This is a genomic window from Paracoccus sp. NFXS7 (assembly GCF_040148865.1).
GTDB classification, from domain to species: Bacteria; Pseudomonadota; Alphaproteobacteria; order Rhodobacterales; family Rhodobacteraceae; genus Paracoccus; species Paracoccus marcusii.
Genome location: NZ_JAKEKV010000004.1, coordinates 114,750 through 138,241, shown reverse-complemented (window position 1 = coordinate 138,241; position 23,492 = coordinate 114,750). Strand labels below are relative to the sequence as shown.

Annotated in this window: 25 protein-coding genes and 1 other RNA gene; 10 read left to right on the top strand and 16 right to left on the bottom strand. The window is 69.3% G+C overall.

Annotation, left to right across the window (positions count from 1 at the left end; translation table 11 throughout):
• Positions 1-56 precede the first annotated feature (56 nt).
• From gatC to rnpB, 5 genes are all read left to right on the top strand, one after another.
• Positions 57-344 carry an Asp-tRNA(Asn)/Glu-tRNA(Gln) amidotransferase subunit GatC gene (gene gatC, locus LZ686_RS09135; RefSeq protein WP_042244485.1) on the top strand — a complete coding sequence of 96 codons (288 nt, stop codon included), beginning with the start codon at positions 57-59 and terminating at the stop codon, positions 342-344.
• On the top strand, positions 341-1,825 hold the full coding sequence (gene gatA, locus LZ686_RS09130) for an Asp-tRNA(Asn)/Glu-tRNA(Gln) amidotransferase subunit GatA (protein ID WP_349547571.1): 1,485 nt from the start codon (positions 341-343) through the stop codon (positions 1,823-1,825). The genes gatC and gatA overlap by 4 nt, the downstream gene beginning before the upstream one ends.
• A 29-nt stretch (positions 1,826-1,854) precedes the next feature.
• Entirely contained in the window at positions 1,855-2,121 is a 267-nt protein-coding gene (locus LZ686_RS09125) for a hypothetical protein (protein WP_127898309.1), read from the top strand.
• 61 nt (positions 2,122-2,182) lie between these two features.
• Positions 2,183-2,773, top strand: a complete 591-nt coding sequence (locus LZ686_RS09120; RefSeq protein WP_349547570.1) for an N-acetylmuramoyl-L-alanine amidase — start codon at positions 2,183-2,185, stop codon at positions 2,771-2,773.
• A 33-nt stretch (positions 2,774-2,806) separates the two neighbouring features.
• An RNA gene (gene rnpB, locus LZ686_RS09115) (RNase P RNA component class A) lies at positions 2,807-3,181 on the top strand.
• A 1-nt stretch (position 3,182) separates the two neighbouring features.
• Here the strand turns inward: rnpB and LZ686_RS09110 are convergent.
• The 5 genes from LZ686_RS09110 to nth form a co-directional block, all read right to left on the bottom strand.
• The gene (locus LZ686_RS09110) at positions 3,183-3,632 is read right to left on the bottom strand and encodes a hypothetical protein (protein WP_349547569.1); all 450 of its coding nucleotides are present in this window, start codon (positions 3,630-3,632) and stop codon (positions 3,183-3,185) included.
• A gap of 88 nt (positions 3,633-3,720) precedes the next feature.
• Positions 3,721-4,902, bottom strand: a complete 1,182-nt coding sequence (mltG, locus tag LZ686_RS09105; protein WP_176695014.1) for an endolytic transglycosylase MltG — start codon at positions 4,900-4,902, stop codon at positions 3,721-3,723.
• Positions 4,902-6,164, bottom strand: a complete 1,263-nt coding sequence (gene fabF, locus LZ686_RS09100; protein WP_045999383.1) for a beta-ketoacyl-ACP synthase II — start codon at positions 6,162-6,164, stop codon at positions 4,902-4,904. The genes mltG and fabF overlap by 1 nt, the downstream gene beginning before the upstream one ends.
• A 149-nt stretch (positions 6,165-6,313) precedes the next feature.
• The gene (locus tag LZ686_RS09095) at positions 6,314-7,342 is read right to left on the bottom strand and encodes an adenosine kinase (protein WP_349547568.1); all 1,029 of its coding nucleotides are present in this window, start codon (positions 7,340-7,342) and stop codon (positions 6,314-6,316) included.
• On the bottom strand, positions 7,339-8,001 hold the full coding sequence (gene nth / locus LZ686_RS09090; RefSeq protein WP_349547567.1) for an endonuclease III: 663 nt from the start codon (positions 7,999-8,001) through the stop codon (positions 7,339-7,341). Before nth ends, LZ686_RS09095 begins: the two co-directional genes overlap by 4 nt.
• A 245-nt stretch (positions 8,002-8,246) precedes the next feature.
• On the opposite strand from nth, the gene LZ686_RS09085 reads away from it, so the two are divergent.
• Positions 8,247-8,918, top strand: a complete 672-nt coding sequence (locus LZ686_RS09085) for a YiaD family glycine zipper/OmpA-like lipoprotein (protein WP_045999386.1) — start codon at positions 8,247-8,249, stop codon at positions 8,916-8,918.
• 99 nt (positions 8,919-9,017) lie between these two features.
• Positions 9,018-9,800, top strand: a complete 783-nt coding sequence (locus LZ686_RS09080; RefSeq protein ID WP_349547566.1) for a FadR/GntR family transcriptional regulator — start codon at positions 9,018-9,020, stop codon at positions 9,798-9,800.
• A 61-nt stretch (positions 9,801-9,861) separates the two neighbouring features.
• Here the strand turns inward: LZ686_RS09080 and LZ686_RS09075 are convergent, their stop codons facing one another.
• The 5 genes from LZ686_RS09075 to LZ686_RS09055 form a co-directional block, all read right to left on the bottom strand.
• A complete protein-coding gene (locus LZ686_RS09075) occupies positions 9,862-10,425 on the bottom strand; it encodes a F0F1 ATP synthase subunit B (protein ID WP_045999388.1) in 564 nt (187 codons plus the stop codon).
• Positions 10,422-11,057 (bottom strand): F0F1 ATP synthase subunit B', encoded by a 636-nt coding sequence (locus LZ686_RS09070; protein ID WP_084693672.1) that lies wholly within the window; start codon positions 11,055-11,057, stop codon positions 10,422-10,424. The genes LZ686_RS09075 and LZ686_RS09070 overlap by 4 nt, the downstream gene beginning before the upstream one ends.
• 75 nt (positions 11,058-11,132) lie before the next feature.
• Positions 11,133-11,369: a F0F1 ATP synthase subunit C gene (locus LZ686_RS09065; RefSeq protein ID WP_022707390.1), complete on the bottom strand. Its 237-nt coding sequence runs from the start codon at positions 11,367-11,369 to the stop codon at positions 11,133-11,135.
• Between the two features lie 88 nt (positions 11,370-11,457).
• Positions 11,458-12,207 carry a F0F1 ATP synthase subunit A gene (locus LZ686_RS09060; RefSeq protein ID WP_045999389.1) on the bottom strand — a complete coding sequence of 250 codons (750 nt, stop codon included), beginning with the start codon at positions 12,205-12,207 and terminating at the stop codon, positions 11,458-11,460.
• A 2-nt stretch (positions 12,208-12,209) separates the two neighbouring features.
• Complete coding sequence (locus tag LZ686_RS09055; RefSeq protein ID WP_349547565.1) at positions 12,210-12,584, bottom strand: AtpZ/AtpI family protein; 375 nt, start codon at positions 12,582-12,584, stop codon at positions 12,210-12,212.
• Between the two features lie 189 nt (positions 12,585-12,773).
• Between LZ686_RS09055 and LZ686_RS09050 the strand changes: the two genes are divergently transcribed.
• Genes LZ686_RS09050 through LZ686_RS09040 form a run of 3 tightly spaced genes read left to right on the top strand, consistent with a single transcriptional unit; the run spans position 12,774 to position 14,906 of the window.
• On the top strand, positions 12,774-13,130 hold the full coding sequence (locus LZ686_RS09050; RefSeq protein ID WP_330448150.1) for an ArsR/SmtB family transcription factor: 357 nt from the start codon (positions 12,774-12,776) through the stop codon (positions 13,128-13,130).
• Positions 13,114-13,992 carry a PfkB family carbohydrate kinase gene (locus LZ686_RS09045; protein ID WP_349547564.1) on the top strand — a complete coding sequence of 293 codons (879 nt, stop codon included), beginning with the start codon at positions 13,114-13,116 and terminating at the stop codon, positions 13,990-13,992. The genes LZ686_RS09050 and LZ686_RS09045 overlap by 17 nt, the downstream gene beginning before the upstream one ends.
• Positions 13,989-14,906, top strand: a complete 918-nt coding sequence (locus LZ686_RS09040; RefSeq protein ID WP_349547563.1) for a pseudouridine-5'-phosphate glycosidase — start codon at positions 13,989-13,991, stop codon at positions 14,904-14,906. Before LZ686_RS09045 ends, LZ686_RS09040 begins: the two co-directional genes overlap by 4 nt.
• On the opposite strand, the gene LZ686_RS09035 is transcribed toward LZ686_RS09040, so the two are convergent.
• The 6 genes from LZ686_RS09035 to LZ686_RS09010 form a co-directional block, all read right to left on the bottom strand.
• The gene (locus tag LZ686_RS09035) at positions 14,903-15,967 is read right to left on the bottom strand and encodes a patatin-like phospholipase family protein (protein WP_045999393.1); all 1,065 of its coding nucleotides are present in this window, start codon (positions 15,965-15,967) and stop codon (positions 14,903-14,905) included. The genes LZ686_RS09040 and LZ686_RS09035 overlap by 4 nt on opposite strands.
• An 87-nt stretch (positions 15,968-16,054) precedes the next feature.
• Positions 16,055-17,041, bottom strand: a complete 987-nt coding sequence (locus LZ686_RS09030; protein WP_349547562.1) for an aldo/keto reductase — start codon at positions 17,039-17,041, stop codon at positions 16,055-16,057.
• Positions 17,038-18,162, bottom strand: a complete 1,125-nt coding sequence (gene prfB, locus LZ686_RS09025) for a peptide chain release factor 2 (RefSeq protein WP_045999394.1) — start codon at positions 18,160-18,162, stop codon at positions 17,038-17,040. Before prfB ends, LZ686_RS09030 begins: the two co-directional genes overlap by 4 nt.
• Before the next feature lie 217 nt (positions 18,163-18,379).
• A complete protein-coding gene (locus LZ686_RS09020; protein WP_349547561.1) occupies positions 18,380-20,923 on the bottom strand; it encodes a penicillin-binding protein 1A in 2,544 nt (847 codons plus the stop codon).
• A gap of 75 nt (positions 20,924-20,998) precedes the next feature.
• A complete protein-coding gene (locus LZ686_RS09015) occupies positions 20,999-22,207 on the bottom strand; it encodes an N-acetylmuramoyl-L-alanine amidase (RefSeq protein ID WP_349547560.1) in 1,209 nt (402 codons plus the stop codon).
• A complete protein-coding gene (locus LZ686_RS09010) occupies positions 22,204-23,340 on the bottom strand; it encodes a pyridoxal phosphate-dependent aminotransferase (RefSeq protein WP_349547559.1) in 1,137 nt (378 codons plus the stop codon). The genes LZ686_RS09015 and LZ686_RS09010 overlap by 4 nt, the downstream gene beginning before the upstream one ends.
• Between the last annotated feature and the right edge of the window lie 152 nt (positions 23,341-23,492).

Below are 23,492 nucleotides of genomic sequence, written 5' to 3'. Positions count from 1 at the left end.
CGTCTTGCGGCCTTTCGCGCGGGGTTGTAGACCCGCGGCCAACGAAAGGAAACGTCATGTCGATCACCGAGGATCAGGCCCGCAAGGTCGCCCATCTGGCGCGCATCGCGGTCGATGATGCCGCCCTGCCCGCCCTGGCGCGCGATCTGTCCGGCATCCTGCATTTCATGGACCAGCTGAACGAGGTCGATGTCGAGGGCGTGGAACCCATGACCGGCGTCACCCCCATGCGCCTGAAGCGGCGCGAGGATGTCGTGACCTCGGGCGGCATGGCCGACAAGATCCTGTCCAACGCCCCCGACGCCCGCGAGGGGTTCTTTGCCGTGCCGAAGGTGGTGGAATGACGAACGCGAACCGACTGACCATTGCCGACGCGCGCGACGCGCTGCGCGCAGGCGATCTGACCTCGGTCGAGCTGACCGATGCCTGCCTGGGCGCCATCGACGCCGCGGGCGCGCTGAACGCCTTCGTGCATCACACGCCCGACATGGCGCGCGACATGGCCCGCGCCGCCGATCAGCGCATCAAGGCGGGTGATGCCGCGCCGATGACCGGCATCCCGGTGGGCGTCAAGGACGTCTTCTGCGTCAAGGGCGTGCCGTCGCAGGCCGGCAGCCGCATTCTGCAGGGCTTCACCCCGGAATACGAATCGACCGTGACGCAGAACCTGTGGAACGCGGGCGCGGTGATGCTGGGCAAGCTGAACCAGGACGAATTCGCGATGGGATCGACCAACGAATCCAGCTGCTATGGTCCGGCGGTGAACCCGTGGCGCGGGCCTGACGGCGCGCAGCTGACCCCGGGCGGCAGTTCCGGCGGTTCGGCCGCAGCCGTCGCGGCCGATCTGTGCCTGGGCGCGACCGGCACCGATACGGGCGGATCGATCCGCCAGCCCGCGGCTTTCACCGGCACGGTGGGGCTGAAGCCGACCTATGGCCGGGTCAGCCGGTGGGGCGTCATCGCCTATGCCTCCAGCCTGGATCAGGCGGGGCCGATGACGCGCACGGTGCGGGACGCCGCGATCATGCTGGGCGCGATGGCATCCGCCGATCCCCAGGACAGCACCTGCGCCGACCTGCCCGTCCCCGATTTCGAGGCCGCGCTGACCGGCGACATCCGTGGCAAGCGCATCGGCATCCCGCGTGAATACCGCGTGGACGGCATGCCCGACGCCATCGACGCCCTGTGGCGTCAGGGGGCCGAGATGCTGCGCGATGCGGGCGCCGAGATCGTCGACATCAGCCTGCCGCACACGAAATACGCCCTGCCCGCCTATTACGTGATCGCGCCCGCCGAGGCCTCGTCGAACCTGGCCCGCTATGACGGCGTGCGTTACGGCCACCGCGCGACCCTGGGCAAGGGCGACGGCATCACCGAGATGTACGAGAAGACCCGCGCCCAAGGCTTCGGCCCCGAGGTCCAGCGCCGGGTGATGATCGGCACCTATGTGCTGTCGGCGGGCTTCTATGATGCCTATTACAACCGCGCCCGCTGCGTGCGCGCGTTGATCAAGCGCGATTTCGACCAGGCCTTTGCGGCCGGCGTCGATTCGATCCTGGCGCCCGCGACGCCCTCGGCGGCCTTCCCGCTTGGTTCGGGCGACAAGGGCGATCCGGTGCAGATGTATCTGAACGACGTCTTCACGGTGACGCTGAACCTGGCGGGCCTGCCCGGCATCGCGGTGCCGGTGGGACAGGACGCGCAGGGCCTGCCCCTGGGCCTGCAGCTGATCGGTCGCCCCTTCGAGGAGGGCGATCTCTTGAACCAGGCGCAGGTGCTGGAACGCGCTTCGGGATTTGTGGCCAAGCCGGATCGCTGGTGGTAACGTCCGCGAAACGGACCGATGGAGGCGTCATGCGCGGCTGGTGGATGATCGGGGTGCTGGCGCTGGCCGGATGCGGGGAACATCGGGGCTGGAACCCGAACTATCAGTTCGAGGCCGACCGGTACGGCCAGTACCGCACCGCACGCGAGGCGGCGCTGGTCACCGGCACGACCCCGGCCGCGACGATCCCCATCGCCCTGCCGGTCCAGGCGCCCACCGGCGCGCAGATCGCGGGCTCGGACCCCGTGCCGATCCCGCCCACGATGGGCCTGCGCATCCGGCGCCCCGCGCCATAGGGCGACCGTGACAGCCTTTCCCAGTCCGAATCACGGCGACCGCCGCGGGCAGGTGCCGTCCTTGATCGTGATCCACTATACCGGCATGGCGGACAGACCGTCGGCACGCGCGCGGCTGTGCGATGCCGCGGCCGAGGTCAGCGCCCATTGGCTGGTCGATGCGGACGGCACAACGGAGCAGCTGGTCTGCGAAACCCGCCGGGCGTGGCATGCGGGGGCCGGACGGTGGCAGGGGCTGGACGACGTCAACAGCCGGTCCATCGGGATCGAGCTGGCCAATCCCGGCGACCGCCCCTATCCCGCGCCGCAGATGGACGCGCTGCGCCGCCTGCTGCGCGACATCATGGACCGCTGGTCCATCGGGCCCGCCGCCGTGATCGGCCATTCCGACCTGGCGCCGGGCCGCAAGATCGACCCCGGCCCGCGCTTTGACTGGGAGGCCCTGGCGGCCGAGGGTCTGGCGACATTCGCCCGCCCCGCGCCGACCGACCCTGACCCCGCTCTGGCGGAGGGCCTGTCCGCCCTGGGCTATCCCGACGTGCCGGCGCGCCTGGATGCGTTCCGCCTGCGCCACCGTCCTTGGGCCGCGGGCCCGGAGACGGCCGACGACCGCCGCACCGTCGCGCGGCTTCTTGGGACCGCGGCCCCTTGACGCCCCCCGCGCCGCGTCCCATACGGGCGGCGCGCGGAGGGCTGGATGACCGCGGCAGGGCGACCTGTCGAGGAAAGTCCGGACTCCATGAGGCGATGGTGCCGGGTAACGCCCGGCGGGGGCAACCCCAGGGATAGCGCCACAGAGAACAGACCGCCCATCCCCGGATGGGTAAGGGTGAAACGGTGGGGTAAGAGCCCACCGGGGGGCTGGCAACAGCGCCCGCATGGCAAGCCCCACCAGGAGCAATGCCGAATAGGGATCGCGCGCGGAGCAATCCGCAGGGCCGCCTTGCCCCAGCAGATCCGGGTAGGCAGCTAGATCCGTCCGGTAACGGACGGACCAGAGGAATGGTCATCCAGCCGCGCAAGCGGTGGACAAAATCCGGCTTACAGGCCCTCCGCGCAACTCAGGCATTCTTGCCGCCCTTGCCCCGCGCCTCGGTCGCGGTGGCGATCGCCTTGGCGGATTCGCCCTGCATCTTCTGGGTGAAGGCGACCATCTGCGCGGCGTACGTCTCGGCCCAATCGGCGAATGCGCTGCCGCCGGTGCCGCCCGCGGCGGACATGGCCTTGGCGCGCATCTCCTCGCCCTGCTTCTGCATGGTGGCGAACTGGTCCTCCCAGGCCTTCTGCATCTGCTGCCACTGGCTCTGCATGGCCTCGCTGGCGCCTTCCATCTGGGCCATGACGCGGGCGTTGACCTCCTGCTGCTGCTGCATGGCCTGGGCCTGCCACTGGCGGGCCTGCTCCATCGCCTCCTCCTGGCCCTTGGCCATCGCGGCCTGCCATTCGGTCAGGCGTTCCTGGAACTGGCGGGCATTGTCGGTCAGCGTCTTCAGCATGTCGGGCAGTATCATCACGGCTCCTCCCAAGGCTATGGGGCCATGAGAAAGGCCCCCGGATGCAAGCCTGCGTCCGGGGGCCGTGTTTGTCAAACCTGCGCGATCAATCCGCGGTCTGGACCGGGCTGTCCGCGGGCAGGCCCTGCTGCCGTTCGATCTCGCGCCAGCGGGCGACGGCGGCGTTGTGCTCCTCCAGCGTGCGGCTGAAGGCGTGCCCGCCGGTGCCGTCCGCGACAAAGTACAGATAGTCCGTCTCGTCGGGGTTCAGCGCCGCGCGGATCGCAGCCCGGCCCGGATTGGCGATGGGCGTGGGCGGCAGCCCGTCGATCCGGTAGGTGTTGAAAGGCGTGGGCGTGTCCAGCTCCGACCGGCGCAGGCCGCGGTCCAGCACCGCCTGCCCGTTCGTCACGCCATAGATCACCGTGGGGTCGGTCTGCAGGCGCATCCCCTGGCGCAGGCGGTTCACGAAAACGCTGGCGACCTGCGGGCGTTCGTCCGCCTGCCCCGTCTCCTTCTCGACGATCGAGGCCATGATCAGCGCCTCCTCGGGCGTCTCATAGGGCATGCCGAAGGGACGCGCCTCCCATTCCTGCGCCAGGATGGCAGCCTGGCGGCTGGCCATCTGGGCCAGGATCGCGTTCCTGTCGCCGCCCTTCTCCAGCAGGTAGGTGTCGGGCGCCAGGCTTCCCTCGGCCGGGATCTCGGCCACCTCTCCGGTCAGGAAATCGGCGGCGCGCAGCGCCTCGACCACCTGCCAGCTGGTGACGCCCTCGGCCATGACCAGCGACAGGCGCACGTCGGCGCGGTCCTGGGCCTGGACCAGGGGCGCGGGGCGGTCGCCGCTGCCGGGGGTCCAGCGCGCCATTTCCTCATAGGCGCCGGTCTCGGGGTTGGTGTCGCGCAGCAGGACAGTGTTCTCGCGCACGCCGACGCGCACCACGACCTCTGTCCCGCAGGTCGAGGGGCCGCCCGCGGTCACCGTCTCGACGATCTGCTCCATGCTGGCCTGCGGCGGCATCAGGAAGCTGCCGAACTTCAGGTCGCGCGCCTTGTCCATGTAGTCCGCGCCCGCGCGGAAGATATAGGCGTTCGAGATCGCCCCCTGCGCCGCCAGCTGGTTGCTGACCGCGTTCAGGCTGGCGCCCGGAGAGATCTGGACGCATTGCGCGATGGCGCTCGGGCCCGGCCCGCTGAATTCGCGCTTGGCCCAGGCCACCGCCGCCGCCGCCGCGATCAGCAGCACGATGGCCAGCGTCAGGAAGTTCGAGGCGATGTTGCGCCAGATCATCCGGCGACCTTCCCCAGCACCAGGCTAGCATTGGTCCCGCCAAAGCCGAAGCTGTTGGACAGCGCCACGTCGACCTTGCGGCGCACCGCGGCATTGGCCGCCAGATCCAGCTTCGGCGTCACGGCGGGGTTGTCCAGGTTGATCGTCGGCGGGCAGATCTGGTCGCGGATCGCCAGCACGCAGAAGATCGCCTCGACCGCGCCGGCCGCGCCCAGCAGGTGACCGATGCTGGATTTCGTCGACGACATGACCGCACCAGACGCGGCATCGCCCATCAGCCGTTCGACCGCGCCCAGCTCGATCGTGTCGGCCATGGTCGAGGTGCCGTGCGCGTTGATATAATCGATGCGGTCCGGCGTCAGGTTCGCGCTGCGCAGCGCCGCCTCCATCGCGCGGTATCCGCCATCGCCGTCCTCGGAGGGCGCGGTGATGTGATAGGCATCGCCCGACATGCCATAGCCCAGCACCTCGGCATAGATCTTGGCGCCCCGCGCCTTGGCGTGCTCGTATTCCTCCAGCACGACGACGCCCGCGCCCTCGCCCATCACGAACCCGTCGCGATCCGCATCATAAGGGCGGCTGGCCGCCTGCGGGTCGTCCTCGCGCTTGGTCGACAGCGCCTTGCAGGCGTTGAAGCCCGCGATGCCGATCTCGCTGATCGGGCTTTCCGCGCCACCCGCGATCATCACGTCGGCATCGCCATAGCGGATCATCCGCGACGCATCGCCGATGGCATGGGCGCCGGTCGAACAGGCCGTGACCACCGCATGGTTCGGCCCCTTGAAGCCGTAGCGGATCGACACCTGCCCCGAGATCAGGTTGATCAGCGCGCCGGGAATGAAGAAGGGCGACACCCGCTTAGGCCCGCGCTCCTTGATCAGCACCGCCGTGTCCGCGATGGACGACAGCCCGCCGATCCCCGAGCCGATCATCACGCCCGTGCGCAGGCGGCTTTCCTCGTCCTCGGGCATCCAGCCCGCGTCGGTCACCGCCTGATGCGCGGCGGCGATGCCGTACAGGATGAAGTCGTCCACCTTGCGGCGGTCCTTGGGCTCCATCCAGTCGTTCGCGTTGAAGGTGCCGTCGCTGCCGTCGCCCAGGGGGATCTCGCAGGCGTATTTCGTCACCACGTCGGACGCGTCAAAGCGCGTGATCGGCCCCGCGCCGGATTTACCGGCCAGCAGACGTTCCCACGTCGCCTCGACGCCGGACGCCAGTGGCGTGACCATCCCAAGCCCGGTGACAACAACCCTGCGCATCGGCAATTCCTTCAGCTGCTCGCAATTTCAGCCCTGATACACGCGCCCCCCCTGCCGCGCAACGCCACGAAATTGCGATGGGCAGGCCATGGCGGCGCGCCGCCGGGGGGTCCGGGGGGCTGGCCCCCCGGCACGTCGCGGGACGCAGATCAGCCCAGGCCCTCGGCCCGGAACCGGGCCCGGATGTCGGATTGCGGGCGCGCGCCCACATGGCCGATCACCTCGGAGGCCGCGATGATGCCCATGCGTCCCGCGACCTCCAGCGGATGCCCCGAGGCAAGGCCATAGATCAGCCCCGCCGCGAACTGATCGCCCGCCCCCGTCGCGTCCACCGGCACGACGCGCCGGACCGGCACCGTCACGCGCTCGCCACTCCGGATCAGGATCGCGTCGTCGCCCGACCGCGTGCAGATCACCGTGCCGCAATCCGCCTGCGCCAGGCGCAGCGCCTCCTCCAGGTCCTCGACCTGGTACAGCGACTGCCATTCGTGGACGTTGCCGATCACGTAATCCATCGGACCCGCGACCAGGCGGCGGAAATCGTCGCGGTGACGGTCCACGCAGAACGGGTCCGACAGCGCGATGCCCGCCTGTCCCCCCGCCGCGTGACAGCAGTCGGCGGCCTTCAGGAACGCGGCCTTTCCCTTGTCCTTGTCGAACAGATAGCCCTCCAGGAACAGCCAGCCCGCGCCGTCGAACACCTCGGGCGCGACATCCTCCGGCCCCAGCTCGGCCGAGATGCCCAGATAGGTGTTCATCGACCGCTCTCCGTCGGGCGTGACGAAGATGATCGTGCGCGAACTGGGAAGCCCCGCCCCCGCCACCGGCGCGTTCACAAAGCGCGTGCCCGCGGCCTCGGTCTGGCGTGCATAGAGCCGCCCGATCTCGTCATCGGCGACACTGCCGATGAAGGCCGTGCGCAGGCCCAGCACGCCGATGCCCGCCAGCGTGTTCGCCACGCTGCCGCCCGCGACCATGCGCGCCTGATCGCGGCGCGACGAATGGTCGTCGGCCTGGGCGGCCATCAGGTATTCCGACCGCTCTCGGTCGACCAGTTGCATGATGCCCTTGGTGATGCCCAGGGCCTCCAGCCGCGCTTCCTCGGTCGGCGCGATGATGTCCATCACGGCATTGCCGATGCCGATGATATAGGGCCCAGTCCGGTCCGGGGTGGTCATGCGGTCTTCTCCTCATAGGGGCACAGGTCGCGGATCGGGCAGATGCCGCAGCGGGGTTTGCGCGCCTGGCAGACATAGCGCCCGTGCAGGATCAGCCAGTGATGCGCGTGCGTCTGGAACCGGGCGGGGACGTTGTCCTCGATCGCGCGCTCGACCTCGTCGACGTCGCGGCCCGGGGCGATGCGGGTGCGGTTGCCCACCCGAAAGATATGCGTGTCGACCGCCTGCGCCGGATGGCCGAAGGCACAGGACAGCACGACATTGGCCGTCTTGCGCCCGACACCCGGCAGGCTGGTCAGGGCGGCGCGGCTGTCGGGCACCTGCCCGGCGTAATCGTCGACCAGGATGCGCGACAGGGCGATGACGTTCCTGGCCTTCTGACGATAAAGCCCGATGGTCCTGATATGCTCGGTCACGCCCTCGATGCCCAGTTCCAGCATCTTCTCGGGCGTGTCGGCCACCGCGAACAGGCCCCGCGTCGCGCGGTTCACGCCCACATCCGTCGCCTGCGCCGACAGCGCGACCGCCACGACCAGGGTGAAGGGGTTCACGAACAGCAGTTCGGTCTCGGGGGCCGGGTTCGCCTCGGCCAGGCGCGAAAAGATCGCGACCTGATCGGCAAAGGGCAACGGGGGCGGAATGCGACGCTGGATGGCCATGCCTGCTTGTGACCGCCGCCGCGCCCGTTTGCAAGCGCGCCCCGTCCCGACGGGCCACGGGCGGGTTTCTGCCGCGTTTCCAGTGGCCTCCACGAAACAGTGACTTTCCTTTGGCGCGGAACTGCGACAGCTTGCCACGCGTTGACGGCAGATCCCGGAATCGGTTCCACCGAACCGCCGGGGCAGCCACGAACGCACCGGGTGCGGCACCAAGGCCCGCCCGCGACCCAAGGAAAGGGAGCCCGATGAACCTCCGCAAGACTTCGATCCTGGCCGTTTGTGGCCTGACCCTGCTGGGCGCCTGCGCGCCCGCGATGACCGATACCGGCACCGGTGCCACCGGCCTCAGCCGCACCCAGCAGGGCGCGCTGGCCGGCGCCGCCGTGGGCGCGCTCTATGGCGGCACGCGTGACAGCGACAGCAACAACCAAGGCCGCGACGCCGCACGCGCCGCGATCATCGGTGCCGCCGCAGGTGCCGTGGCCGGCAACATCCTGGACCGCCAGGCGGCGGCGCTGGAACAGTCGATCAGCAACCCCAACGTGCAGATCATCAACCGCGGCAGCTACCTGCAGGTCATCCTGCCGGAAGGCATCCTGTTCGCCACCGGATCGGCCGCCGTGTCCGGCCCGGCGCAGACCGACCTCTATGCTGTCGCGCGCAACCTGAACCAGTACCCGAACAGCCGGGTCGAGGTCGTGGGCCACACCGACAACACCGGCAGCGCCGCCCTGAACCAGGACCTGTCGCAGCGCCGCGCGCAATCGGTCGCGGGCATCCTGGCCGCCGCCGGTGTGGCATCGGGTCGCCTGTCGGCGCTTGGCGCCAGCTACAACCAGCCGATCGCATCGAACGACACCGCCGCGGGCCGCGCGCAGAACCGTCGCGTTGAGATCCTGATCCGTCCGACGCAGTAATCCTGCCGCATCGCGACCAGAGGCCGGGCCATCGCCCGGCCTCTTTGCATTGGCGGGGTCCGGTTCTAGGATGGCCTTCCAGAACCCCGGGATACCGCCATGTCCGACGCCGACAGCCCCTTCCAGCCCATTGACGCCGCCCGCCTGTCCGACGCCGTCGTGGCCCAGATCGAGGCCCTGATCCTGCAGGGCGTGCTGCGCCCCGGCGAACGCCTGCCGGGCGAACGCGAACTGGCCGAACGCATGGGCGTCAGCCGCCCTTCCCTGCGGGAGGCGCTGGCCGCGATGCAGGCCGACGGGCTGCTGGTCACCCGGCCGGGCGCGGGCGTCTTCGTGGCCGACGTGCTGGGCAGCGCGTTCTCTCCTGCCCTGGTTCGCCTGATCGCGCGCCATCCGCAGGCGGCCGACGACTATCTGTCCTTCCGCAAGGACCTGGAGGGGCTGGCCGCCGAACGCGCCGCCATGGCCGCCGGAGAGACCGATCTGGCCGTGCTGGACCGCATCGTCCAGGCCATGCGCCATGCCCATGCCAGCCCCGATCCGCAGATCGAGGCCGCGCTGGACGCCGATTTCCACATGGCCATCGTGGAATCCAGCCACAACCTGATCGCGCTGCACCTGATGCGCGCGATGCAGGACCTGCTGCGCCAGGGGATGTTATTTAACCGCCCGCGCATCTTTGCCAGCCCGGAACTGCGCGACCGCCTGCTGGACCAGCATATCGCGATCAACGATGCGCTGCAGGCCCGCGACGGCCCCCGCGCCCGTGCCGTGCTGGAGGATCATCTGGACCTGGTCGCCCGCACCCTGACCGCGCAACGGCGTGCCGACGATCACGCGGCCGTCGCACGGCTGCGCCTGCAGAACCGCCGCGCGCCATAGCAAAAAGGCCCCCGAAGGGGCCCTTTCGATCAGTCTTGGCCGGGTGTGGGACCGGGCGATCTCAGTTCAGGCGACGCGCCACGTCCTCGATGGCATCGTCGATGCCGGCCGAACGCTGTCCGGCGCGCACCTGGCCTGCCAGGATCTCGGCGGCGGCGGCGATGGACGCGGCGACCGCACGGTCGCGGACTGCACGCACGGCGTCGTTCTCGGCGCTGGCGATCTGGTCTTGGGCCGCCTGCAGGCGACGGTCGATCGACCGGGACAGATCCTCGCGTGCCGTGGCGGCCTGGGCCTCGGCCTCGCGCTTGGCGTTGGCGACGATCTGGTCGGCCTGCGTCTTGACCTCGCGCGAGCGACGCTCGTAGCTGGCATAGATCTCCTGCGCTTCCTCGCGCAGGCGACGGGCCTCGTCCAGGTCGTTGCGGATGCCCTCGGCGCGCTTGTCCAGCAGGCCGCCGATCAGGCCGGGGACCTTGAAATAGACCAGCACCCCAATGAAGCCCAGGAAGGACAGCAGCACGATGAAGTCGGTGTTGCGCAGCGAGAAGAAGCCGTAGTCGCCCGATGCGGCCATGGCGGGTCCGGCGCTGAACAGGATCAGCGTTGCGATCATGCGGTTCATTGCACGGCCCCTTTCATGCGCCCGTCCAGGGCTGCGCCCACGGTGGCGTCGTCGGCCTGGCCGCCAAAGGTGCGGACCAGTTCGGCGGTGACATCCTGAGCCACCTCGCGCGCGCTGACATCGGCGGATGCGCGGACCTCGCGGATGCGCGCCTCGGATTCGGCGGTGCGGGCGGCGATTTCGGCATCGGCCTTAGCGATTGCCTGGTCCAACTGCGCCTGGATCTCGGCACGGTTGCGGGCGACGATGGCCTGAGCCTCGGTGCGGGCATCGGCCAGCGCCTTGTCATAGGCAGCCTCGGCCTCGCGGGCCTTCAGCTTGAATTCTTCGGCGGCCATCAGATCGCCGGTGACGGCACCCTGACGGTCGGACAGAACGGCCGCGATCCGCGGCAGGGCCACGCGCGACAGGACCAGATAAAGGACCACCAGTGTGACGACCAGCCAGAAGATCTGGTTGCCGAATGTGGCGATATCCAGCTGCGGCAGGCCCGCGGCTTCGGCGGCGTGTCCGGCTGCATCGACCCCGTGGGTCGCGGCATCGGCGCCGTGGGTCGCGGCATCGTCGATGACGATCGCGCCCTCAGTGGTTTCGACCGCGGTGGTGGCGGCCTCTTGCAACAGGCTGAACATATCCTACCCCATGGCCTTGGAACGAACGAAGGGGCGGGGGACAGGCCCCCACCCCGCCGCAAGGATGGCCGTGGATCAGACCGCGAACATCAGCAGAAGCGCGACGAGGAACGAGAAGATCCCCAGTGCTTCGGCGAATGCCATGCCGATGAACAGCGTGGCGGTCTGGCCGGCAGCGGCCGACGGGTTGCGCAGGGCACCGGCCAGGAAGTTGCCGGCGACGTTGCCGACGCCCAGGGCGGCAAAGCCCATGCCGAACGCGGTCAGGCCGACGCCGATGTACTGGCCCAGTTCTGCGATATTGCCTTCCATGGTATTTCTCCTTGCGGTTGGAAGTTGGTCGATCTTGGTGGATGCGGACCCGATGCGGGACCGCGCAGGGGCTGCGAGGACCGTCGCGTCAGTGCGACGGGTGCAGCGCGTCCTTGAGGTAAACGCAGGTCAGGATGGTGAACACATAGGCCTGGACGATGGCGACCAGCACCTCGAAGGCGTACATCCCGATGACCGCGATGATGGCGACAGGGGCGACCGCGGCGATGGCCGCGAAGCCCGCGAAAACCTTGATGACGGCGTGGCCGGCGATCATGTTGCCCGCAAGACGAATGGACAGCGACAGCGGACGCACGAAGTAGCTGATGACCTCGATCACGGCCAGGACCGGGCGCACGGCCAGCGGCGCCGAGCGCACCCAGAACAGGTCCAGGAAATGCGCACCGTTCTTGACGAAGCCGATGATGGTGACGCCGAAGAACACCGCCAGCGCCAGAACGCCGGTGACGGCGATGTGCGAGGTCGTGGTGAAGGCCAGCGGCAGCAGGCCCAGCAGGTTCGCGAAGACCACGAACATGAACAGCGTCAGGATGTAGGGGAAATACCGCAGGCCATCCTTGCCGGCGATGTCCTCGATCATCTTGTGGACCAGGCCGTATGCCATCTCGGCGATGGACTGGGCGCGGTTCGGCACGATGGCGCGGCCGCGGGTGCCCAGCACCAGCAGCGCGATGGACGCCAGCGCCGTCAGCGCCAGCCACAGCGTCACGTTGGTGGGCGTGTACCACGCCACGGGCCCGTCACCGAACAGCGGCGAGACCACGAACTGGTCCATCGGGTGGAATTCAAGGCCGCCGCCAGTCGCTTCCGTCGCCACGATCAGTCCCTTTCGTCACGGTCCGGCCGTTCGCCGGATTTTTCGCCTTCCGGCGCGGGGCCGGATTTCCTGTCAAGCTCGGACGCGGTGCGCATCATGGATTTGACGCCAGCCGCAAGGCCGAGGAAGATGAACAGGACCATCAGGAAGGGCGTCGTGCCCATCAGATAATCCAGCCCGTAACCGAACACAAAGCCCAGCCCCAGGCCGGTCACCAGTTCGATCACCATCCGCCAGGCAAGGTTTGCCTGTTCGTACTTTCCCATCGGGCCGGGGCCCTCGGGTTTTGGCGTCAGGGCGGCCAGCTTGGCCTCCAGTGCGCGCAGCCGGTCGGCATCCGCCGCCCTGTCCGCATCGCCATGGGGTCTTTCGGCCATCTGTCACGCCCCTGACGTCGTTGGGCGCTGTCTAGGGGCAGACGCCCCCCAAGTCAAGCAACTGAGACCTGCCTGCAACGCATTGATCCACATTGTCTTTCTTCGGTGGCGGCAATCTTGCAATCCCGATCGCGCCGCGCCATCATTCAACCGCCCGGTTGACCATCGCCCTCCGCAGAAAGCCCCGCCATGACCCCGCCCACCCCGCCGGACCGGCTGGACCTGATCTTTGCGGCCCTGTCGGACCCGACGCGGCGTCGGGTGCTGTCGATGCTGCTGGAGGATGACATGGCGGTCAGCGACGTGGCCGATCCGTTCCAGGTCAGCCTTGCGGCGATCTCCAAGCATCTGGCGGTGCTTGCGGCCGCCGGCCTGATCCGGCAGGAGAGGCGCGGCCGGATCACCTGGTGCAAGCTGGACCCGGACGGGATGCGCCAGGCCTCGGTCTGGATGCAGGGGTTCGGGCAGTTCGACCCGGTGGACCTGGACGATTTCGAACGTTTTCTGAACGCCCAGCTGGGGGATGACGATGAGCAAGAGGCCTGACGTGCTGTGCATCGGCGCGATGCTGTGGGACGTGATCGGCCGCGCGCCGCGCCGCATGGCGCCGGGGGCCGACGTACCGGGCCGCATCCGCCACCTGCCGGGCGGCGTGGCGCTGAACGTGGCGGTCGCATTAGCGCGGTGGGGCATGACACCGTCGGTCCTGTCCGCCGTGGGCCGCGATTCCGAGGGCGAGGGCCTGATCGCCGAGGCGCAGCGCCTTGGCGTAATGACCGAGCATCTGACGCGCGATGCGGGCCTGCCCACCGACTGCTATATGGCAATCGAGGACAGCGAGGGGCTGATCGCTGCCGTGGCCGACGCGTTGAGCCTGGAGCTGGCCGGCGCCGCGATCCTGGCGCCGCTGGACACCCTGCCCGCCTGGACCGGCCCCGTGGTCCTGGACGGCAACCTGACCGAGGAGCTGCTGTCTGCCATTGCCCGCGATCCGCGCCTGATGCGCGCCGACCTGCGCGTGGTGCCCGCCAGCCCCGGCAAGGCCGAACGCCTGGAGCCGCTGATCGCCGCGCGGCGCGGCTGCTTCTATCTGAACCGGCTGGAGGCCGAGATCCTGGCCGGGCGCGCCTGCGCCAACGCGGCCCTGGCCGCCGAAGCGGTCGTGGCGCGCGGCGCCGCCCGCGTGCTGGTCACCGACGGCCCGAATCCCGCGGCCGAGGCGATCGCCGGGGGCCCCACGCTGACCCATCAGCCCCCCACCGTCACCGTGGAACGCGTGACCGGTGCGGGCGACTGCTTTCTTGCGGCCCATCTGGCCGCCGAACTCAAGGAAATGCCGCGCGACGCGGCGCTGCGGCAGGCCGTCAGGGCCTCGGCCGCGCATGTCTCCGGAAAGGACGTCCCGTGACCCACACTGCCCCCCTCACCTTCGCCCCCGAGGTTCGCGACGCGCTGGATCGCGGCCTGCCCGTGGTGGCGCTGGAATCGACGATCATCACCCATGGCATGCCCTGGCCCCAGAACCTGGAGATGGCCGAGAAGGTCGAGGCCACCATCCGCGAGGGCGGCGCCGTCCCCGCGACCATCGCCGTCATGGGCGGCCAGATCCATATCGGCCTGACGCCTGCGGCCCTGCGCGCCCTGGCCCAGACCCCGCCGGCAGACGCGATGAAGCTGAGCCGCGCCGACCTGGCCGTCTGCATCGCGAACGGCCGCACCGGCGCCACCACGGTCGCGGCCACCATGATCTGCGCCCAGCTGGCGGGCATCAAGGTCTTTGCCACCGGCGGCATCGGCGGCGTCCATCGCGGGGCCGAGGACAGCTTTGACATCTCGGCCGACCTGCAGGAGCTGGCGCAGACCGCCGTGACGGTCGTGGCCGCAGGCGCCAAGGCCATCCTGGACCTGCCCAAGACCTGGGAAGTGCTGGAGACCCTGGGCGTGCCGGTCATCGCCTATGGCCAGGACGAGCTGCCGGCCTTCTGGTCGCGCGCCTCGGGCCTCAAGGCGCCGCTGCGCATGGACAGCCCCGAGGAGATCGCCGCCGCCGCCGCGATGCGCGCGGCCCTGGGCCTCAAGGGTGGCCAGCTGGTCGCGAACCCGATCCCGGTCGAGGCCGAGATCCCGAAGGACCAGATCATGCCCGTGATCGAACAGGCCTTGTCCGAGGCCGCGGCCCAAGGCATCGCCGCCAAGGCCGTGACGCCCTTCCTGTTGTCGCGCATCTTCGAACTGACCCAAGGTCGCTCGCTGGAGAGCAATATCGAACTGGTGCTGAACAACGCGCGGCTGGCGGCGCGCATCGCCGCCGCGATGGCCTAGACCACGCGCTGCGCCGGGAACAGGGCCGCCAGATCGAAGCTGTCGGCCCTGTTCAGCTTGTCCGCATGGTCTGACAGGAACGTGTCGGCGGCCTGCTGGCCTGCCGCCTTCATCGCCGCCAGAAGGCCCGGGCGCGGCATCAGCTTGGAGCGCGCCGACAGGTCGGTCATCAGCTTGTCGTCGTCGATCAGGTGAATCAGCACGTTCTTCATCGCGTCGCCGTCCATCTTGCCCTGGGCGAACAGGCGCTTGACGAAATTGATCGCGCGCAGCTGGTTCATCAGGCTGCTGTTGAAGCTGACCTCGTTCACGCGGTCCGATATTTCCACCGGCGTGCGGGGCAGCACCTCGCGCATCAGCGGGTTGATCGCCACGATCAGGATGTCGCGCGGCAGGCTGGCGCGATACAGCGGGAACAGCGCCGGGTTGCCCGCATAGCCGCCGTCCCAATAGGCCTCGATCCGCCCGGTGTCGCTGTCGTGGATCTCGACCGCGCGGAACAGCGTCGGCAGGCAGGCCGAGGCCATCACTGCATCGACCGTCGCCTGGCCGCCGGTGAAGACCTTGATGCGGCCCGTGCGGACGTTCGTGGCGGCGACATACAGGTCCGGCCCCCGATCACAGGTGAAATCCGCCCAAGGCAGGTCGCGCAGCAGCGATTCCAGCGGGTTGACGTAGAACGGGCCGTAATCATAGGGGCTGAACAGCCGCGTCAGGTTGTCCATCCAGGCGGCCGGGGACACCATCTCGGTCCAGCGCTGCATGCCGCGGGACATGGGCATCACCGACTGCGTCCAGCGCACCACGCGGTTGTCGCTTTTCGATCCGACCTGCATCCACAGGGCATCCAGGTTCTCGCGCGCGGCACGCCGCCCGGCCAGGCCCTTGCCTGCCGCCAGCCCCGCCTTGAGCGCCGCCCCATTCAGCGCCCCGGCCGAAGTGCCGCTGATCGCCGCGAACTCCAGCCACTCCTCCTCCAGCAGGCGGTCGAGGACGCCCCAGGTAAAGGCCCCATGCGCGCCGCCGCCCTGCAGGGCCAGATTGATGCGTTTGATCTCCATGGCCCGCCCCTTGTTCATGATGCAGTCGCAGCATCATACAAAGGTCCGATATCATGGCAAGTTCCGCGCCGATGCCGCGCTGCGGCATCACGCCCAGCCTTCGGGCCCCTGCGCCATCGCGGTCCCATAGCGCGCGCCATGCGCCCACCCGGCGGGCAGGATCGCGTCGATCCGGGCCAGCTGATCGGCGCTCAGCGACAGGCCCGCGCCGCGGGCGATCTGACGCCAATGCTCCAGGCTGCGCGATCCGGGCAGCGCGATGACATGCGGCGCGCGCGACAGCACCCATGCGATCGCCACGGCCGCCGGGCTTTCGCCCTGATCGCGTGCCCAGTCTGCAAAGGCCCGCAACCGCGGCAGGTTGCGCGCCCAGGTGTCGGCCTGAAATCGCGGCATGCCGGCGCGCAGATCGCCCGGCGCAAAGCCCGCCGGGTCCGGCGGCACATCGGCAAAGACCCCCCGCCCGACCGGAGAGAACGCGACCAGCGCCGCCCCGTGACGCGCGCAGGCATCGACCATGCCCAGTTCAACCTGGCGCGACCACAGCGAATATTCCGACTGCACGGCGGCCACCGGACCGACGGCGCAGGCGCGTTCCAGCGTGGACGGCGCCACCTCGGAAAGGCCGATCGCGCCGATCTTGCCCTCGTCGTGCACGCGCATCAGCGTCTCCATCGCCTCCTCGACCGGGCGTGCGGCCTCGCGGCGGTGCAGATAGTAAAGGTCGATCCGCTCGACCCCCATGCGGTGCAGCGACCGCTCCAGCGCGGCGCGCAGATAGGCGGGCGAATTGTCGAAGGGATGGTCCGGATTGCGGGTGATGCCCGCCTTGCTGGCGATGGTCACGCGGCCCCGGTGGCGCGCCAGGACCGGGGCCAGCATCTCCTCGGCCCCGCCCGCGCCATAGACGTCGGAGGTGTCGATATGGTCAATCCCCATGTCGATGCAGGCGTCGATCACCCGCTGGCTCTCCGCCGCATCAGCCGCGCCATAGGTGCCCTGAAAGTTCATCGTCCCTAAGGCCACGGCCCCGACCTGGGGACCGCCCTGCCCCAGCTGGCGCCGCGGGATCACTCGGCGTTGGCCTCGGCGCGGCTTTTCCCGGCCACGTCCAGGGCCAGGGTCGCGGCCATGAAGCGGTCCAGGTCGCCGTCCAGCACGCCCTGGGTGTCGCTGGTCTCCTCGCTGGTGCGCAGGTCCTTGACCATCTGATAGGGGTGCAGGACATAGCTGCGGATCTGGTTGCCCCAGCCCGCATCGCCCTTGGCGGCATGCTGGGCGTTCACCTCCGCGTTGCGGCGGTCCAGCTCCATCTGATACAGGCGCGCCTTCAGCGCGGCCATGGCGTTGGCGCGGTTCTGGTGCTGGGATTTTTCCGACGACGTGACGACGATGTTGGTGGGCAGGTGGGTGATCCGAACGGCGGAATCCGTGGTGTTCACGTGCTGACCGCCGGCGCCCGACGACCGATAGGTATCGATGCGGATGTCCCGGTCGGGAATGTCGATCTCGATGTTGTCGTCGACCACCGGATAGACCCAGACGCTGCTGAACGAGGTGTGCCGCCGCGCCGCGCTGTCATAGGGGCTGATGCGCACCAGCCGGTGCACGCCCGATTCCGATTTCAGCCAGCCATAGGCGTTGTGCCCGCTGACCTTGTAGGCGGCGCTGCGGATACCGGTCTCCTCGCCCTGCGTCTCGGACAGCAGCTCGACCTCGTATCCCTTCTTTTCGGCCCAACGCACGTACATGCGCGCCAGCATCGACGCCCAGTCGCAGCTTTCCGTACCGCCCGCGCCCGCGTTGATCTCCAGGAAGGTGTCGTTGCCGTCGGCCTCGCCGTTCAGCAGCGCCTCCAGCTCCTTCTGGGCGGCCATCTTGGCCAGCGCCTTGAGGTTGCCCTCGGCCTCGGACACCAGTTCGGCGTCGCCCTCCTCCTCGGCCAGCTCGATCATCTCGGCATTGGCCGACAGGTCGCCCTCGATCCGGCGATAGGTCTCGATGGCATCCGACAGCGACTGCCGCTCGCGCATCAGCTTCTGCGCGCGGGCCGGGTCCGACCACAGGTCGCCATCCTCGATCATGGCGTTCATCTCTTCCAGGCGATGCGGCGCGGTGGTCCAGTCCAGGCGCTGGCCCAGCAGGGTCAGGGAACGGCGGATGGCCTCGATGGTGGACTGCGTCTCGGCGCGCATGGGCGGATTCCTTCGGTCAGGCGTCAGGTCCGGGGTGATACCGCGAAGGCCGCCCTTGGGCAAGACCGGCACGGCCCCACGCCACGCCCCATGCGCCATGTGCGCACCGGTTCCGCCCCGGACGCCCCCCAGACCCCCCATCGTCACCGCGATGGGCGGGGGGTGCGGGGGGCAGCAGGCCCCCCGCCCGTCGCGGGACGCAAACGGGCGCGCGGCCTCAGTACAGCCCGCCCGACGACATGGTGCCGAAATCGGTCCGCCCCGGAATGACCCGCCTCTCGCCGGTCGAGGTCGTGATCGCCTGCCCCCCACCGCTGGCCCCGGCTTCCCAGGGCAGGATCACCACCTCGTCGCCAAAGCCCGACACGACGTAGGGTGTCAGCCAGTCGGGATCGGTGCCGTCGCGGAAATACTCGGCGATGACGTTCGGACCGCTGGCATCGTCCGGCAAGCGCTGGCCGGTGATGCGGTCGATCTTGACCCAATAGCCGCCCGGCGGGACGGTGAACTCCGTCCCGCCATACTCGGCCACGGCCTCGCGCATGAAGGCGTTGAAGACCGGAACGCACAGCGTCCCCCCATAGGCCCGTTCGCCCAGCGAACGCGGCTGGTCATAGCCCAGATAGCAACCCGCCACGATGTTGCTGGAATAGCCGATGAACCATACGTCCTTGGCATCGTTGGTCGTGCCGGTCTTGCCCGCGATCGGCACGGGCAGATCGACGCCCGACCCCGACCCGCGCTCGACCGCGCCCTCCAGCATCGAGGTCAGCTGATACGCCGTGACCGCGTCCATCACACGTTCGCGGTTGGTGTCGATTACCGGCGCCTGCCCGGCGGGCATGGCCTGCATCGCGCAGGTTTCGCAGACGCGCTGGTCGTGGCGATAGACGGTGCGCCCGCGGCGGTCCTGGACACGGTCGACCAGCGTCGGCTCGACCCGCTCGCCGCCATTGGCGAACATCGCATAGGCGGCGACCATCTTGAACAGCGTCGTCTCCTGCGCGCCCAGGGCGTTGGCCAGGAACGGCGCCAGCGTGTCATAGACGCCGAAATCCTCGGCATACTTGGCGACCCGATCCATGCCGATGTCGTCGGCAATGCGGATGGTCATCAGGTTGCGCGACTGCTCGATCCCCGTCCGCAGCGGCGTCGGCCCGTAATGGCGCCCCGACGAGTTCTGCGGTTCCCACAGGCCTTGGGGCGTGTTGATGCGGATCGGCTCGTCCACGACGATGGTCGCGGGGGTATAGTTGTTGTCCAGCGCTGCGGCATAGACGAAGGGCTTGAAAGACGACCCCGGCTGGCGCTGCGCCTGCGTGGCACGGTTGAAGACGCTGCTCTCGTACGAGAACCCGCCCTGCATCGCCAGGACGCGGCCGGTATTGACGTCCATCGCCATGAAACCGCCCTGCACCTCCGGCACCTGGCGCAGGCTCCAGCGGTTGAAATCGGCACCATCCATCATGGCGCGGACCAGGACCACGTCGCCCACCCGCACCAGATCGCCCGCCACCTGCGCGCGCGAACCCAGCGTGCGCGTCTCGCGGTCCAGGGGCCGGGCCCATTGCACGTCGGATGCGGGGATCCAGTGACCGTCGGCGTCCTCCTCGATCCCCTCGATGCCGATGCGGGCGTCGGAGGCACCGACCTCCAGCACCACGGCCGGGTGCCAGCCCGGAATGTCGCGCGGCAGGCGCAGGTCCCACAGCGCGCCGCGCCAGCTGGCCTCGTCGGTCAGCAGTCCGGCCTCGATCACCTCTCCGGTGCCGCGCCAGACGCCGCGGTTGCGGTCGTAATCCTCCAGCGCGGTCTGCAGCGCGCTTGCAGCCTCCGACTGCAGGTCGGGATCGACGGTCGCGCGGATGGTCAGCCCCCCGCCAAAGAATTCCTCCTGGCCGAACTCCAGGCTCAGCTGGCGGCGGATCTCGTCGGTGAAATAGTCGCGCGGCGGCAGCGCACGGCGGAACGACGGATAGTCCCCGTTCTGCACCGACCGCAGCGGCAGCTTGGCCTCGGCCTCATAGGTGGCCTCATCGATGAAGCCGTTCTGCCACATCTCGCGCAGGACATAGTTGCGCCGTTCGGTCACGCGCTCCTTGGCGGTCACGGGGTGATAGCGGCCGGGCGCCTGCGGCATGGCGGCCAGCATCGCGGCCTCGTGCGGGGCCAGTTCGGACAGCGACTTGTTGAAATAGGTCTGCGCCGCGGCGGCCACGCCGAAGCTGTTCTGACCCAGGAAGATCTCGTTCAGGTACAGTTCCAGGATCTGGTCCTTGGACAGGCTGCGCTCTAGCCGCGCGGCCAGGATCAGCTCCTTGACCTTGCGTTCCACGCTGCGGTCGCTGGACAGAAGGAAGTTCTTCATCACCTGCTGGGTGATCGTGGACGCGCCGCGCACGCTGGACCCACCCGAGACCGCGGCCTCGAAGGCGGCGGACAGGATGCCGCGCAGGTCATAGCCCGGATGGCTGTAGAAGTTCTTGTCCTCGGCGCTGACGAAGGCCTGCTTGATCAGGTCGGGCACCTCGTCGATGGGCACGAAGATGCGGCGCTCCTCGGCGAACTCGTCGATCAGCTGGCCTTCGGCGGAATAGATGCGGCTGATGGTCTTGGGCGAATACTGGGCCAGCGTCTCGTGGCTGGGCAGGTCGCGCGAATAGATCCAGAAGATGCCGCCGACGGTCAGGGCCGCAAAGAACACCCCGGTGACCACCCAGGAAAAGATCGCACCGAAGAAAGACAGGATGGGTCGCAGCACGGGGTCAGCCTTTGTCGGGGTTTCGCCGCGTCTATAGCGGCCACGGGTGCCCCGGTCAAAGCAACACTGGGTGTGTCAGTGACGAAGCAGCCCCGCGCGCGCCTGTTCGTCGCGCCACCAGCCGGTCGTGGCCTCGGCCACGGCCTCGACCATGCGGGCGCGCCATTCGGGGTCGGTCAGGTTCGCAAGGTCCGTCTGGTCCGAGATGAACCCCAGCTCCAGCAGGACAGACGCGATGTCGGGCGATTTCAGCACCGAGAACGCCGCCCCCTGCACCGGCCGCCCGTGCAGCCCGATCCCCCGCAGCGCCATGCGCGAGGTCAGCAGCCGCGCGAAGGCCTCGGACCGGGGCTGGGTGTCGGTGCGCGCGAAATCCATCAGCACCGTGGCCAGCGCGTCGTCCTGGCCGCGCAGGTCCATCCCCGCCAGCAGGTCGTCGCGCTGATGGCGCATCGTCAGCTGCTGGCCCGCCCGCGTGTCGGACGAACTGTTCCAGACATAGACCGTGGCCCCCGCCGCCTGCCCCTGCGGCAGCGCATCGGCATGCAGCGACAGCAGCAGGTGGGACCCCGACCTCCGCGCCGCGGTCATCCGGTCCTCCAACTTGACATAGACGTCGCTGTCGCGGGTCATCGTGACCGTCACGCCCCGCGCCTCCAGGGCGGTGCGCAGCTCCTGCGCGAATGTCAGGACTAGCGCAGCTTCGGTATCGGGGCCCGCCTGCGCGCCGGGGTCGAAGCCGCCGTGTCCGGGGTCCAGCGTCACCGCCAGCCCCGTCGCGGTGGCGGGCGGCGGCAGGTCCGCCGGATCGGGCAGGTTGCGCAGCGCCGCCGCGGCCGACGGGCGCGGCGCGAAATCCTCGGGCGGGACGGGGTTCAGGGCGATGCGCAGCCGCGCCTCGGCCCCCTGGGTGCGCATCCCGGCCTCGGCCACGCGGAACGGCCCCGGCAGTTCGATCACCATCCGCGACCAGCCGCGCCGAAAGCTGCCCCACCGGATCGCAGGCGCCAGGTCCTGTCCGAACAGGTCGGCAGGGCTGCGGCCGCTCAGGTCGACGCCCTGCAGGTCGACGACCAGGCGCGCGGGATCGCCGACCAGGAATGTCCGCCACGGCACCGGGCGGTCCAGCGCCAGAGACAGCTCCAGCGGCTGCGGGCCAAAGGCGCGGTGCCACCAGCCCTGCGGCGCCTGCGTCAGGGACGACCCGCCCAGGATCAGCCGTGCCGGTTCCTGGGCCTGGACCGGCCCCGCCAGCAGCAGCAGGATCAGCAGCAGACGCCTCATCTGGCCGCCATGAAGGCCGTCAGCCGGGCCAGGCCCTCGGCGATGTCCGCCGTTGCGCGGGCATAGGAAAAGCGCAGCGTGCGCACGCCGCGGTCGGGGTCGAAGTCCAGCCCCGGCGTGACCGCGACGCCCGCCTTGTCCAGGATCTCGGCCGCGAAGGCCACGGAATCACCGGTCAGGTGCGACACGTCGGCATAGATGTAGAACGCGCCCTCGGGCGGGGCGATGCGGTCAAAGCCCGCGCGCGGCAGCCCCTCCAGCATCAGGCGGCGGTTCTCGGCATAGACGGCGCGGTTGGCCTCGGCCTCGGGGATGCAGTCCAGCGCGGCCAGGGCCGCCACCTGGCTGGCATGGGGCGGACAGATGAACAGGTTCTGGGCCAGACGCTCGACCGTGCGCACCATATCGGGCGGCACGACCATCCATCCGACCCGCCACCCCGTCATGGAAAAGTATTTGCTGAAAGAGTTTACGACCAGAACCTCATCCGTCACCTCAAGCGCGGAATGGCAGCGGTCGGCATAGGACAGCCCGTGATAGATCTCGTCCGATATCACCGCCATGCCCCGCGCGGCAGCGGCCTGGGTCAGGCCCGCCAGCTCCGGCACGGTCAGCACCGTCCCCGACGGATTGCCCGGAGAGGCCAGGATCAGCCCCTGCACGTCGTCGGGCAGATCCTGGGGCCGGGGCTGATAGCGGTCCTCGGGCCGGGTCGGGATGCCGACCGGGGTCAGCGACATCGCGCGCAGGATCTGACGATAGCTGGGATAGCCCGGATAGCCCATCGCCACGCTGTCGCCCGCATCGAACAGCGCCGAAAAGGCCAGGATGAAGGCCCCGCTGCTGCCCGGCGTGACCACGACCCGCGCCGGGTCCAGATCGACCCCGTACCAGCGGCGGTACAGGTCCGCGATCCCCTGTCGCAGCGCCGGCAGGCCAAGGGCCACGGTATATCCCAAAGGCTGTTCCAGCGCCTGCGCCAGCGCCTGTCGCGCGCCCAGGGGGGCGGGGGTGCCGGGCTGGCCGACCTCCATGTGGATGACGTGGCGACCTGCCGCCTCGGCCCGGGCGGCCGCCTCCATCACGTCCATCACGATGAACGGGTCAACCTGTCCGCGCAGGGAGTGTCGCATTCGCTCGGCCTCATTTTTGCCTTGTGATAGCGCGGGACGGCGGCACGCTCCAGCCTTTAGGCGGGGGCGTGCCGTCACGCAGCCGTGTCGGGGGCGTTCTTGCCATCGCGGACGCGGCGGTCCAAGCTGTCGCCCACATCAGACCAAGGGAT

Bases quoted from the DNA above. Each gene is read 5' to 3' on its own strand.
- LZ686_RS09010 (WP_349547559.1), bottom strand. From the start codon at position 23,340: ATGCGACACTCCCTGCGCGGACAGGTTGACCCGTTCATCGTGATGGAC.
- prfB (WP_045999394.1), bottom strand. From the start codon at position 18,162: ATGCGCGCCGAGACGCAGTCCACCATCGAGGCCATCCGCCGTTCCCTG.
- LZ686_RS09075 (WP_045999388.1), bottom strand. From the start codon at position 10,425: ATGAACCGCATGATCGCAACGCTGATCCTGTTCAGCGCCGGACCCGCC.
- LZ686_RS09055 (WP_349547565.1), bottom strand. From the start codon at position 12,584: ATGGCCGAAAGACCCCATGGCGATGCGGACAGGGCGGCGGATGCCGAC.
- LZ686_RS09125 (WP_127898309.1), top strand. From the start codon at position 1,855: ATGCGCGGCTGGTGGATGATCGGGGTGCTGGCGCTGGCCGGATGCGGG.
- LZ686_RS09050 (WP_330448150.1), top strand. From the start codon at position 12,774: ATGACCCCGCCCACCCCGCCGGACCGGCTGGACCTGATCTTTGCGGCC.
- LZ686_RS09035 (WP_045999393.1), bottom strand. From the start codon at position 15,967: ATGGAGATCAAACGCATCAATCTGGCCCTGCAGGGCGGCGGCGCGCAT.
- LZ686_RS09065 (WP_022707390.1), bottom strand. From the start codon at position 11,369: ATGGAAGGCAATATCGCAGAACTGGGCCAGTACATCGGCGTCGGCCTG.
- LZ686_RS09015 (WP_349547560.1), bottom strand. From the start codon at position 22,207: ATGAGGCGTCTGCTGCTGATCCTGCTGCTGCTGGCGGGGCCGGTCCAG.
- fabF (WP_045999383.1), bottom strand. From the start codon at position 6,164: ATGCGCAGGGTTGTTGTCACCGGGCTTGGGATGGTCACGCCACTGGCG.
- LZ686_RS09095 (WP_349547568.1), bottom strand. From the start codon at position 7,342: ATGACCACCCCGGACCGGACTGGGCCCTATATCATCGGCATCGGCAAT.
- gatA (WP_349547571.1), top strand. From the start codon at position 341: ATGACGAACGCGAACCGACTGACCATTGCCGACGCGCGCGACGCGCTG.
- LZ686_RS09045 (WP_349547564.1), top strand. From the start codon at position 13,114: ATGAGCAAGAGGCCTGACGTGCTGTGCATCGGCGCGATGCTGTGGGAC.
- LZ686_RS09070 (WP_084693672.1), bottom strand. From the start codon at position 11,057: ATGTTCAGCCTGTTGCAAGAGGCCGCCACCACCGCGGTCGAAACCACT.
- gatC (WP_042244485.1), top strand. From the start codon at position 57: ATGTCGATCACCGAGGATCAGGCCCGCAAGGTCGCCCATCTGGCGCGC.
- LZ686_RS09110 (WP_349547569.1), bottom strand. From the start codon at position 3,632: ATGATACTGCCCGACATGCTGAAGACGCTGACCGACAATGCCCGCCAG.
- LZ686_RS09080 (WP_349547566.1), top strand. From the start codon at position 9,018: ATGTCCGACGCCGACAGCCCCTTCCAGCCCATTGACGCCGCCCGCCTG.
- LZ686_RS09085 (WP_045999386.1), top strand. From the start codon at position 8,247: ATGAACCTCCGCAAGACTTCGATCCTGGCCGTTTGTGGCCTGACCCTG.
- nth (WP_349547567.1), bottom strand. From the start codon at position 8,001: ATGGCCATCCAGCGTCGCATTCCGCCCCCGTTGCCCTTTGCCGATCAG.